Raw genomic sequence first — 12,090 nt, 5'->3', positions numbered from 1 at the left:
CTATTAATTAATTTTTATTCAAAGGTGTATTTATTATGAAAAAAATTGTCATGTTAGATAGTAAATCTTGTGATAATTGTGGAGATTGCATGAAAGCATGTTCAGAGGTTCATGGGATTAGTAGGATAAGTATACTTGATTATCAAGGCGAATACTTCCCTGTGGTATGCCAACATTGTGCTTCAGCTCCTTGTGGTGAGATATGTCCTGTAAATGCAATAGACGTTAACAATGGCACAGTTCACTTAAATGAGGAATTATGTATAGGTTGCGGATTATGTGCGTTAGCTTGTCCATTTGGTGCAATTTTCATAAACGAAAAAACCGCCCACAAATGTGATTTATGTATCGAGGAAAATAACGAATGTGCTTGTATAAAAGCATGTTCTAAAAGATGCTTAGAAGTAATAGATGTTGAAGATATCGTATTATCTAAAAAACTCAAGAATTTGCCAAATTTAGCAAGTGTTACAAAACCTGGTTCAAAAGCAAATAAAAATAAAAATAAAGATTTATTATCCTTGGTAACTTCTTCTTCAAGGGTAAACAACCCATAGGTATTAAATTATTATATTTATATCATAACGTGGTGATATTATGAAAATAATGCCCAACATTGAGTTATGTGTGGATTGTGGAAAATGTGAACGTTCCTGCCCCCATAACGCAATATTTATCGTTGAAGGCATTCCCATAAGGTGTATGCACTGTGAAAGTGCCCCTTGTGTGCAAGTATGTCCAGAAGACGCACTTAAAAAAGTAGGGGATAGGATAATCCTCGACAGTGATAAATGTATTGGCTGTTCTTTATGTACTGAGGTATGTCCTATTGGAGCTATAAGGATAGACACCTCTAGTGGAATTGCTACAAAATGTAATGATTGTATGGAATTTGATTCAGAAATCTGTGTGGATGTGTGTCCAACAGGTGCTTTATCACCATATACAAAGATTGTGGAAGATAAAAGAGAAGATATGTTAGCTAAATTGAAAAAATTGACTACATTGAACAAATAATTCAAATAATTTAAAATAATTTAAAGAATAGTTTAATAAAAATTATTCGTAATTTTATATTATTTATATTACTTCTTTTAATTCTATTTTATTTAATTCGTTATTTTTAAAATCTAATATCATAAACGTTTTTAAAGGTATTCTGGGGCATGTGAAACTACCTGGATTTAATAGCATTATGGTTTTATCAAGACCTTCTACGCTTTCAATCATTGGTACATGCGTATGTCCAGAGATTAATACGTCTAACTCTTTTTCAAGTGCCATATATTTCATTTTTAATTTGTCACCACGGGGTTCTATCATATCGCCATGGGTTACGCCTATTTTAAGACCATTTACTGTAAATATGTATTCTTTAGGTAGATTAACCTTTGACAATAGAATGTCATGTCTATCCATATTACCTTTTACGATAATAAGCTTGTATTTCGGTTTTTTTATGTCATTCAATGTTTTAATTATCTCCGGAGTGGTTAAATCACCACAATGGATTATCAAATCCACTTTTTTAAGTTCATTTATAACATATTCTGGAATATTGTCATTGTTGCACCTATGTGGGACGTGAGTATCTGAGATAATACCAATTCGTATGTTAGGGTCGTTTATTTCAATCGGTTTATTATAAAAGCTTTCTCCAATCGACTTGTAATTCATTTTTTCACCCCGTTAATTTTGCAAGTGGTTATTTGTAAAAGATGAAATGAGTTGAATAGATATAATAAAGAGTGTTAATATATTTTATTTTAAAATTATTACTAATAATATTATTTTAAAAAAGATTATTATTATACCTTACGAAAATATAAAAAAATTAAAATTAAGCTTGAATTAAAATATACAAATAAAATTTAAAACATTAATTTACATATTAAAAATATTAAATTAAGATTATATAAAAATATAGTTAATTAATCGTATTCTCTCCAAGTATGTGAACATTTTTTACATTTGTAGAATCTTGTTTCTGGTTCATCTGCACATCTTGTTTGTTGTAACCACCAGTATGCTTCCATATTTCCACAGCTTGGGCATTCAATTCTGATTGATGGCAATGTATTTACATTTTCAATTACTGTAACATCTTGTGATTTGCTTTCTATTTTTTCAGATAACTCGTATTTATCTTTAGTATTTTCCAAACTAGTTTCAAATCCGCATACTACACATTTTAAGTTACCTTCTTTAGGTAACATTATATTATTACACTTTGGGCAAAATTTAACCATAATCTCCCTCTATATTTTATATATACTCGCAATCTAAAATCAAAACGAATTACGAGTTTGACTTAAATAATTTAAATCATAAAATTTTAAAATATACCTTATTTTAATTTATTTAACATAAATAATAGTCGATAATTTTTATATGGACTTTAATATTTTAGTTTACAATTTATTTTTGATATTATTAGTTTATATGCTTTTTTATCAATTTTAAATAAAACTATAATTTGGACTACTATATCATAATTCAACTAATGATAGTTTAATTACTATATATATTTTTTGATATTTTCAAAGTTTCGTTTTTTAAATTGTCTGTCGCTTAATTTTAAAGTAAAATAGAAAATAATAAGATATCCTAAGTAATAATACATTGAGGATATGAGAATATTAGATAGATAATATTTAAATAATATATTTACATTAACTTTTAATCTAGTTAAAAAAAATATACAATATATTAATAAATGTATATTTATGATTTTTTATGATTTTATTTATTTAACTGTTTATACTTATTTAATTGTATATTTAACTTTTAAGTATTTATTTAATTATTTATTCGCTGAAATATTTTTAGTTTTTAGAATGGTGAGATAATGGCAGGTTTTGATGTTGATTTATTTATTTCGATAGTACCTAGGTTAATTGACGGCTCATTAATGACTCTTAAAATAACCGTATTGTCTATTATACTAGGTATAATATTGGGGGTATTTGTAGGGGTTGGTAGAATATCTTCAAATTTTTTATACCGTGGCTTTTCGGCCATTTATGTGGAATTAATAAGGGGTACCCCGATGCTGGTTCAAATTATGATAATTTACTTCGGTCTTCCAGATTTGGGCATTAATCTTGACGCATTTGTAGCCGGTGTTTTAGCATTGGGTTTAAACAGTGGTGCTTACATAGCAGAGATTATAAAGGCAGGTATCTTATCCGTTCATCATGGACAAATGGAAGCCGCAAGAAGTTTGGGGATGAATTATTTCCAATCAATGAGATATATTATATTACCTCAAGCTTTTAGAAATGTTTTACCTGCATTAGGTAATGAATTTATCATCTTGTTAAAAGATTCCTCATTATTGTCTGTAATCGCAATTGTGGAGCTTTTAAGAGTTGGTGACCAGGTTAGAGGTGCGACATATAACGCTTGGACTCCATTGTTAGGCGTAGCTTTATTCTATTTATTAATGACAATACCATTAAGCAGAATTGTACTGTATATTGAGAAAAGGTGGAAAATTGATAGAAATGGTTAATATTCATAAAAAATTCGGTGAAAATCACGTATTGAAGGGTGTAAATTTAAAGGTCGAAAAAGGGGAAGTTGTGGTTATCTTGGGGCCAAGTGGTAGTGGTAAATCCACATTATTAAGATGTATTAACGGTCTTGAAGTAATAACCGATGGAAAAGTAATATTTGAAGACCAAGATATTTGTGATAAAAAAGCCAATATCAACAAAATTCGCCAAAAAATAGGCATGGTATTCCAGCAGTTTAACTTGTTCCCTCACCTTACAGTATTGGATAACATTACTTTTGCACCTGTAAAAGTTTTGAAAAAATCAAAATCCGAAGCTAAAACACAAGCAAGGGAGTTACTCAAAAAAGTAGGATTGGAAGATAAGGAAAATGCTTACCCCATACAACTTTCGGGCGGTCAACAACAAAGAGTTGCAATTGCAAGAGCTTTGGCAATGAAACCCGACGCAATGTTGTTTGATGAACCTACCTCTGCATTAGACCCCGAATTGGTTAACGAAGTTTTAGATGTAATGAAACAACTTGCATACGAAGGTATGACAATGGTTGTAGTAACTCACGAAATGGGTTTTGCAAAAGAAGTGGGTGACAGAATTGTATTTATGGATGAGGGCACTATCGTGGAAGAAGGAGCGCCATCTGAGATATTTACAAATCCTAAACATGATAGGACTAAAAACTTCTTTGGAAAAATTTTATCTCATAATTAAAAATAAAAAATAGAATTAAACATAAAATATAAAATATAAATAGATATTAAATACTCTTTTAATCTTTTTTAACTAAAACAAATAAAAAACGATAAAAAATAAATAAACTAGAATAAAATAAACGTAAATAATTAAAAATAATTAAAAATATGTCGAATTAATTAAATTATTAAATTAAAAATCCGTAATTTAATAAAGCTTCTGCAACAATTATTGCAAAGGTTATACCAAGCACTTTTTCAGGTTCTATTTTAATTTTGGATATGTCCGTATCCATGTATCTAACTAAACCAGCACTTGTGCTCAATCCTTCATCGTTGTTTTTTCCAGCCAAAATTCCACCTGTCATTATAAATTTATTTTTAGAATTTTTAGTTAATCATATTTATCTATTCATATTATTTATATGTATCAGATTAAATTGAAGTAACCATTGATTGGTATATCTCTTGGTCTCTTTCGTATTTCCCAGAACGCATAACTAATGTTATTTTTGAAGGTAAAACCATTGAAAGCATGCTAGCTACTTCATCATACGCATCTTTATCTTCATCAGTTAATTGTGAGCCTTTTCCAAACACCGAATAATAATTTACAATATATCGAGAGCCCATTTTATCAACATATATTATATAATTGTGTGTAGATTCTTTATCCATAAAATCTGCTATTGTTTTAATATTTTCAGTTTCTATGGTGCTCATATAGTAAATAGTTCCTCTAGCCCCCTGCATATTCTTATTACTGAAAGAACTTTTTGAAGCATCTTTTTTAATCTGCGCCTCTGCAATTTCAGGGATTAATACACCAACTTTTTCGTGAGGGATTTGGTTTTTAAAATCATTAAATGATTTAATTCCATCTATATTTTCATTATCTTCTTCAAAGCAACCTGCTGTGGAAACACAAGTTATGAGAAGTAACGAACTAAATACTACAAATAATATATTTTTTAAGCTATCATTGCTTATTTTATTGTTATTATTGCCTTTAATTCTATTATTTTTGTTATTTTTAATAGTATCACATCTATTATATTTTAATTAACTTTTATGACGTTATTTAGCACTTATGGATTTATTAGTCTTAGCAATATTATAAAGTATACTAATAACTAGACACTTCTTCGAATAAAAAATTATCCCTGTATAACAGGCTAAATAATTATTTAGGTTGGGATAATATTTTTAAAATTCAATAATATGTAGTGAATAAATATGGGCTAAAATACGAACTAAAGTATAAAATATAAAATTAAAGAATTAAAATAACTGTAATTCTAAATATTGATAAAGTGGATTTAAAATTGTAAATATTACATAATAATACGAAATAATCTATTGAAAAATAAGAAGTAAGAAATAAAATTTATCAATAATTTTAAATCTTATATTATACGATTTTAGGCTATTTATTCGTCACTAAACCATTTTGCATAGATTTTATCGTATGTACCGTCTGCCTTCATATCGTCTAACGCTTTATCGATTTTTTCTGATAACTCTGTATCATCTAATCTTGTAGCAATGCCGTAAGCTTCTGAAGTCATTAATTCACCGGTTAATTTGTATAAACCAGGGTTTTCTTTTAAGTATTCCATAGCAACCGCATTGTCAACGATAATAGCATCGAGTTTGCCATTTTTCATATCCATGTAAGCGTCGCCTATTTTATTATATTGTTTAACTTCGTAGTTGTATTCTTCAGCACTTGCTGACGCAATGATGTCACCAGTGGTACCTAATTTTACACCTACTTTTTTATTACCTAAATCTTTTAATGAAGTTATTTCGTTATCGTCCTTCATAACAGATAATATTTGACCTGCTTCAAAGTAAGGTTTTGAGAATTTAACTTCTTTTGACCTGTTTTCTGTAATTGTCATAGCTGAGATAACACAATCATATTTTTTGGCATTTAATGCAGGTATTAGGCCATCAAATTGTGAGTCTATAATTTCAACTTCTCTGTCCATTCTTTTTCCAACTTCTTTGATAATATCTATATCAAATCCCATTGGTACGCCTTTTTCATCCATATATTCAAAAGGTCTAAATTCAACACAGCAACCAACTGTTAATACTTTTGAATCATCTACGTTGCTATTGTTATTGCCGTTATCGGTGCATCCTGCGAATGAAACAACAAGGGCAACTAAAGCAACTAAAAATAAAGCTTTAATACCATTTTTAACCATAATTTCACCGAATTATATCTATTCTTAATGCCCATAACTAAGTTAATAGTAGGAATTAATAATATATTTTTAAATAATATATAATTGTTTTTATCTTAAAATATAATACAAAATGAAAAATAATAAACAATAGTAAAAATAAAACAATACCAAATAATAAATACTATACAATGTTTTAATCATTAAATTATAATATTATCCAGGAATAAAATAATAAAATAATAAAATAATAAAATAATAATATAAAAGAAATAAAAGAAATAAATAAAAAATAATAGATAAAATAAAGAGAATTAAGGTTATTATTATGCAAAATCCATCCAATAGCAAAAATTTAAAAAATTTATCCGATTCCCCAAAATTATTAGGTTTATTAACCAAACAAAGTAAAGAACAATATGAAAAAGAATTAGAAAATGAAACAATAAATATTGCTTCAAATTTAATTAGAATAAACTCTGTAAATCCTGGCTTTGGGGGAAAGGGGGAAGTTGAAGAAGCACAATATATTATAAAAAAGATGAAAGAATACGCAAAAAAGTATAATGCGGATTTAAAAATAAAGGAATACAATACAACTGATAAAAATAACATCGTAAGACCAAACGTGGTTGTAGATTTAGATTTGAACAAAGAAAACAGTTTAACAATAATTTCACACATGGATATAGTACCTGAGGGCGATATTTCATTATGGGATACAAATCCGTACGAACCAGTCATAAAAAACGGTAAAATTTACGGTAGAGGTAGCGAAGATAATGGAAAAGGTATCGTGTCCTCTTTTTTAATATTAAAAATGATATTAGATGAATTTAAGCAAAAATCCCTAAATCCTGAATCTGATTTAAAATACAACTTAAGATTCATTTTTGTAGCTGATGAAGAAAATGGCAGTACCTATGGAATTAGACACCTTTTAAATTATGAAGATGAGCTTTTCAAGAAAGGAGATATTATAATAGTCCCTGATTTCGGGGTAGGTCATGGAAACTTTGTGGAAATTGCTGAAAAACAAATCATGTGGATTAAATTTACAATAAAAGGTTTCCAATGTCACGGCAGTACGCCACTCAAAGGAATTAATGCAAGTACTATGGCGTTTTTGTTTAGCGATATGCTTTACAGAACCCTTTACAAAAAATACAATGCAAAAGACGAGATATTTACATTCCCATACTCAAGTTTTGAACCAACAATCTTTAAAAATTCCGTAGAGAATGCAAATACAATTCCAGGAAATGTCGAAATGTATTTTGATTGCAGGGTTTTACCAAATTATGATGTAGATGACGTTTTAAAAACAATAGACAATACTATATTGAAATTTAAGAGAGAATTGCCTACTAATTTAATATATTATAGCGAGAAATTGTTAAATAATATTGATATAACCTACAAAGTTGAAAATCTAGAGAAATCCGGCAAATTACCTGAAAATTCAAAATCCATAAAAGAAATAAGTAATTCAATTGAAAAAATATTGAATATCAAACCTGAATTATGTGGTATGGGTGGCGGTACTGTAGCAGCCCCTATAAGAGTTAAAGGATATGAAGCTGTTGTTTGGGGAATGGGTAACGAAACAGCTCACCAACCTAATGAAAATATCGATATTTCTGATTTATTAAATATGGCTAAAGTATATCTAGCAATGATTGTAAAAGAGGATAATAGATAAGTATAATCCTATTTGTAATCACTTTTTAAATTATTTTTATAATAAATCATTTTTATTTTTTATAATTATTATTTTAGGGGATTTTATGAATATCGATGAAAAAAATTTAAAGTATAGCGAATCTAACGGTCACACGGACGAATATAAAATTGTTATTTTGAAAATTGGCGGTAGTTTAACATTAAATTGTGAAAATCTTTTAAAAGAATTGAAAAAAGAAATTAAAGAATTAAACAATATCGATAACGCCATAAAAACAAAACTACTGATAATTCCCGGTGGTGGAAACTTTGCAAACAATGTAAGGGATATTTATGAAAAAACAAATCTTTCCGACGGCGGGGCTCATAAATTAGCTACATTATGCACAGATTTAACTGGAATATATATGAAAGATATTTCAAAGGTAAAAACAACTGATAATATTTATGATGCAAAAAATATGTTTCAGGATGACGACTTGTTAATTTTTTTACCGTCTAATTTGATATTATCTACGGATAAGTTGCCTCGTTCCTGGGATGTAACATCGGACAGTTTTGCAGGCTACATTGCAGATTTAATGGATTGTAAAAAATTAATAGTTGCAACAGATGTCGATGGAATATACACAAAATACCCTGAAGGAAAACTATTAAATACCATAAATGCCAAATCGATTAAAGGTTTTACCTCGATTGATAAATATTTACCAGAATTCATATGTTCTAACAATATTGAATGCTATGTGGTAAATGGTAATTTTCCAGAACGGATAATTAGTATTTTGGAAAATAAAATCGATACATATACAAAAATATTGAAATAAATATTAAATAAATTTAATAAACTATTATGTATTTTCTGTTTTATCATATTTGATTTACATAGGTTTATATAATAATTTATAGTAATCATATTTAGTTTATACTCAAAATTCTTTGCGGTATATAACTTTAAATACGATTAAACAATATGTTTAAATTTATATTACTCAATTTCATAAAAACTTTTATAAGGCTATATATTATATAGGATATGCGCCTAGTAAACTAGGAAGCAATATGATGGTAAATTACCTATTATATTTATCCATAATCATAGCTTAAATAAATAAAAGTGGTGAAACAATGAAAGCTAAATGTACTACATGTAATGCAGAAATTGCACCAAGAGAAAACGCTACAAGATTTGTATGCCCTAACTGTGGTAAAACAGAAATTGTAAGATGCGAAAAATGTAGAAAATTAAGTAACACATACAAATGTCCTGTATGTGGATACGAAGGACCATAATCGAATTACATACTATAAGTAATAAGTAATATGGTTTAAACTACTTATCTAGATCTAAATACATTCACATTAAATCAATATATAGTTAATATAGTATATTTTACATAGAATATATCATATATCTATATCATATCTATATCAGAATTAAAACGATTTAATCGGTGATATCATGGCTGACGTAATTGCTAAAGTAAAGGTAATGCCTGTAAGCCCAGAAGTGGAAAAAGAAGCTTTAAAAGAGAAATTAACAAAAGTTGTTGAAGAAAATGACGCTAAATGTAGGGGTGTATCAGACGAACCTTTAGCATTCGGATTGTACACAGTTTACGTTATGGTTGAAATGGAAGAAAGAGAGGGTGGAATGGACCCTATCGAACAAGCAATGAATGATTTAGAAGATGTAGAAAGTGCAGAAGTTGTAGAACTTTCATTAATTTAATTAATCTGTATTGATAAATGCTAATGATTTAAAATTATGACTAATGTTAATAACCGGATTAAGTAAATTTAAATACATGCAATTAACGTTAATTATCCATTAAATACTGTTTAATTAATAGAAACATTGTATTGTACTTATGTTGTTATTTATCGAATATTAATCAAGTTAATAAAAATTAATCAAACATTAATCAGAAATAAATTAATTAAACTAATTTGCAGACTTGATGAATTATCATAAAGGGATAATTTTGAATCTGATAATGGTTGAAATTGCTGATAACTGCAATTGTGTAATTATTCATTACAGCGTAATATAATGTCAATTAACTAAATTTTAAAGTATGATACATATAATAAATAAAATGTGTTTAAAATATGTTTAATAGGTTTCAAAATTTAGAATGGGGATGTTTAATATGGGCGGTATGAAAAACTATATAAATCAGTATAAGCAATTAAAAACGGCTATAGAGTATATTTCAGAAAAGGGATATACGGTAAATATCAGGCAAAATGAAAAACCTATTATGGTAGTAGGCAAGCACGCAAAACCCAATTTTGTATTAAAAAACACGGTTGGAAATGTGAAAGTCAACTGCATCAACACTGTTAAACTCATATACAATATGAAGCTTTAACCTATTGAGGTGTATATGATGGTTAAATTGAACTATAAAGTTAAAACTGACCCAAGCAAAACAGCAAGAGCTATGGGAAGAACTTTAAAAATTTCAAGAAAACACACAATTGAGATTTGTAGAGAAATAAACGGTATGAGATTAGACAAAGCAATGGCTTACTTAAACAGAGTTATTAAGTTAGAACAAGCTGTACCGTTCAAAAGACATGACAAAGACGTTCCTCACAGAAAAGGGGACTTAAAATGGCACGCTGGTAGATTCCCACAAAAAGCTGCGGGAGAAATCCTTCACGTTCTTGAGAATGCTAAGAAAAACGCAGAATACAAAGGCATGAACACAGAACAGTTGAGAATTAAACACATCTCATCAAACAAAGGATTCACAATCAAAAGATACATGCCAAGAGCATTTGGTAGGGCTTCACCTAAATACCAAGAAACAGTACACGTACAAGTTATATTAGAAGAATTCTACTAATTGCGTATATAATAAAAAATGATTACATTAGTTTAGTTTAAAAAGTTTAAAAGTTAAGAACTAATGATGAATCGTTGAATATTGGTGAAACAATGATTGAAAGAACATTTGTTACAAATAATGTTTCAGAAGCATTAATTGATGAATATTTTTGTAAAAAATTAGTAAAAGCTGGTTACAGCCACATTGATGTTAAAAAAACACCAATTGGTACAAGAATAACCGTATTTGCTGAAAAACCTGGATTTGTAATTGGTAGAAAAGGTAAAATGGTTAAAGAATTAACAGAAACCTTAAAAACAGTTTACAAAATCGAAAACCCACAAATCGAAGTTAAACAAATCGAAAACGCTGATTTAGACCCTGCAGTAGTAGGTCACAAAATTGCAGCTTCACTCGAAAAAGGTATGCACTTCAGAAAAACAGCACACTCAGCAGTAAGAAGAGTTATGAATGCTGGTGCAAAAGGTGTATCTATTATCGTTTCCGGTAAATTATCCGGTGAAAGATCAAGAACTGAAAAGTTCATGGACGGATACATGAAACACTGTGGTGAACCATCAGAAGAATTAGTTATGAAATCACACCAACTTGCAAAATTAAAATTAGGTGTAGTTGGAGTTACAGTAAAAATTATGTTACCTGATGTATCATTACCTGATGAAATCGTAATCACTTCCGGAGAAATCAAAGAAGTGTCAGAAGTAGTTGAAGTAGCTGAAGTAGTTGAAGCAACTGAAGAACAATAATTCAGTAAACACCAAATACATTAAAAGGTGGTAAGATGGCAATCTTAAAAGCAAATGAAATCAGAGAATTGTCACTCGAAGAAATGCAAGAAAAAATTGTTGAAATGAAAAAAGAGTTAATGAAAGAAGGCGTTAACAAAGCAACAGGCGGTTCACCTTCAAATCCTGGTAAAATCCAAGCTCTTAAAAGAACAATTGCTAGAGTATTGACAATCATGAAAGAAAAAGAAGCACAAAATGCTTAATTAAGTTTAATGACGAATATTTGAAGTACATTGTATATTAAATTAATTTAAAAAAATGTATTTTTATAAAAAGTCGACATTAAGTTTAAATAATATAAATTAATAGCTATAAATATGGCATAATTGATATTACAATATGCAGATTATTTATAA

The 12,090-nt window shown here is 28.5% G+C and carries 17 protein-coding genes; 12 read left to right on the top strand and 5 right to left on the bottom strand.

Annotated features, from left to right (window positions below; all coding sequences use genetic code 11):
- Positions 1 to 35: 35 nt before the first annotated feature.
- Both J2127_RS00865 and J2127_RS00860 read left to right on the top strand, forming a co-directional pair.
- Positions 36 to 557, top strand: a complete 522-nt coding sequence (locus tag J2127_RS00865; protein WP_209731573.1) for a 4Fe-4S dicluster domain-containing protein — start codon at positions 36 to 38, stop codon at positions 555 to 557.
- A gap of 40 nt (positions 558 to 597) precedes the next feature.
- Positions 598 to 1,017, top strand: a complete 420-nt coding sequence (locus J2127_RS00860; protein ID WP_209731572.1) for a 4Fe-4S dicluster domain-containing protein — start codon at positions 598 to 600, stop codon at positions 1,015 to 1,017.
- A gap of 63 nt (positions 1,018 to 1,080) precedes the next feature.
- Here J2127_RS00860 and J2127_RS00855 read toward each other — a convergent pair whose 3' ends face one another.
- On the bottom strand, positions 1,081 to 1,677 hold the full coding sequence (locus J2127_RS00855) for a YfcE family phosphodiesterase (protein WP_245326395.1): 597 nt from the start codon (positions 1,675 to 1,677) through the stop codon (positions 1,081 to 1,083).
- Between the two features lie 254 nt (positions 1,678 to 1,931).
- Positions 1,932 to 2,249 (bottom strand): transcription factor S, encoded by a 318-nt coding sequence (locus J2127_RS00850; RefSeq protein ID WP_209731571.1) that lies wholly within the window; start codon positions 2,247 to 2,249, stop codon positions 1,932 to 1,934.
- A 599-nt stretch (positions 2,250 to 2,848) separates the two neighbouring features.
- On the opposite strand from J2127_RS00850, the gene J2127_RS00845 reads away from it, so the two are divergent.
- On the top strand, positions 2,849 to 3,514 hold the full coding sequence (locus J2127_RS00845) for an amino acid ABC transporter permease (protein WP_209731570.1): 666 nt from the start codon (positions 2,849 to 2,851) through the stop codon (positions 3,512 to 3,514).
- Positions 3,498 to 4,229 (top strand): amino acid ABC transporter ATP-binding protein, encoded by a 732-nt coding sequence (locus tag J2127_RS00840; protein WP_209731569.1) that lies wholly within the window; start codon positions 3,498 to 3,500, stop codon positions 4,227 to 4,229. The genes J2127_RS00845 and J2127_RS00840 overlap by 17 nt, the downstream gene beginning before the upstream one ends.
- Positions 4,230 to 4,398: 169 nt before the next feature.
- Here J2127_RS00840 and J2127_RS00835 read toward each other — a convergent pair whose 3' ends face one another.
- The 3 genes from J2127_RS00835 to J2127_RS00825 form a co-directional block, all read right to left on the bottom strand.
- Positions 4,399 to 4,578, bottom strand: coding sequence for a preprotein translocase subunit Sec61beta (locus tag J2127_RS00835; protein WP_209731568.1), 180 nt, complete (start codon positions 4,576 to 4,578; stop codon positions 4,399 to 4,401).
- Positions 4,579 to 4,645: 67 nt separating this feature from the next.
- Positions 4,646 to 4,933, bottom strand: coding sequence for a hypothetical protein (locus J2127_RS00830; protein WP_209731567.1), 288 nt, complete (start codon positions 4,931 to 4,933; stop codon positions 4,646 to 4,648).
- Positions 4,934 to 5,640: 707 nt separating this feature from the next.
- Positions 5,641 to 6,426: a basic amino acid ABC transporter substrate-binding protein gene (locus tag J2127_RS00825; RefSeq protein WP_209731566.1), complete on the bottom strand. Its 786-nt coding sequence runs from the start codon at positions 6,424 to 6,426 to the stop codon at positions 5,641 to 5,643.
- Positions 6,427 to 6,733: 307 nt separating this feature from the next.
- Here J2127_RS00825 and J2127_RS00820 point away from each other — a divergent pair, with 307 nt between their 5' ends.
- The 8 genes from J2127_RS00820 to rpmC all read left to right on the top strand — a co-directional run bounded on the left by J2127_RS00820 (position 6,734) and on the right by rpmC (position 11,937).
- The gene (locus J2127_RS00820; protein WP_209731565.1) at positions 6,734 to 8,107 is read left to right on the top strand and encodes a M20 family metallo-hydrolase; all 1,374 of its coding nucleotides are present in this window, start codon (positions 6,734 to 6,736) and stop codon (positions 8,105 to 8,107) included.
- Between the two features lie 85 nt (positions 8,108 to 8,192).
- On the top strand, positions 8,193 to 8,915 hold the full coding sequence (locus tag J2127_RS00815) for a hypothetical protein (RefSeq protein WP_209731564.1): 723 nt from the start codon (positions 8,193 to 8,195) through the stop codon (positions 8,913 to 8,915).
- 301 nt (positions 8,916 to 9,216) lie between these two features.
- Positions 9,217 to 9,381 carry a zinc finger domain-containing protein gene (locus J2127_RS00810; RefSeq protein WP_209731563.1) on the top strand — a complete coding sequence of 55 codons (165 nt, stop codon included), beginning with the start codon at positions 9,217 to 9,219 and terminating at the stop codon, positions 9,379 to 9,381.
- A 169-nt stretch (positions 9,382 to 9,550) separates the two neighbouring features.
- The gene (locus J2127_RS00805) at positions 9,551 to 9,820 is read left to right on the top strand and encodes an elongation factor 1-beta (RefSeq protein WP_209731562.1); all 270 of its coding nucleotides are present in this window, start codon (positions 9,551 to 9,553) and stop codon (positions 9,818 to 9,820) included.
- Positions 9,821 to 10,232: 412 nt separating this feature from the next.
- Positions 10,233 to 10,463, top strand: a complete 231-nt coding sequence (locus tag J2127_RS00800) for a hypothetical protein (protein ID WP_245326394.1) — start codon at positions 10,233 to 10,235, stop codon at positions 10,461 to 10,463.
- Between the two features lie 18 nt (positions 10,464 to 10,481).
- Positions 10,482 to 10,943, top strand: coding sequence for a 50S ribosomal protein L22 (locus tag J2127_RS00795; RefSeq protein ID WP_209590324.1), 462 nt, complete (start codon positions 10,482 to 10,484; stop codon positions 10,941 to 10,943).
- A 92-nt stretch (positions 10,944 to 11,035) separates the two neighbouring features.
- Positions 11,036 to 11,692 (top strand): 30S ribosomal protein S3, encoded by a 657-nt coding sequence (locus J2127_RS00790; RefSeq protein WP_209731561.1) that lies wholly within the window; start codon positions 11,036 to 11,038, stop codon positions 11,690 to 11,692.
- A 35-nt stretch (positions 11,693 to 11,727) separates the two neighbouring features.
- A complete protein-coding gene (gene rpmC, locus J2127_RS00785; protein ID WP_209731560.1) occupies positions 11,728 to 11,937 on the top strand; it encodes a 50S ribosomal protein L29 in 210 nt (69 codons plus the stop codon).
- Positions 11,938 to 12,090 lie beyond the last annotated feature (153 nt).

The sequence above is a fragment of the Methanococcus voltae genome, assembly GCF_017875395.1.
Lineage (GTDB): Archaea > AGJL01 > Methanococci > Methanococcales > Methanococcaceae > Methanococcus > Methanococcus voltae_C.
This window is presented reverse-complemented; position numbering and strand designations above follow the sequence as displayed.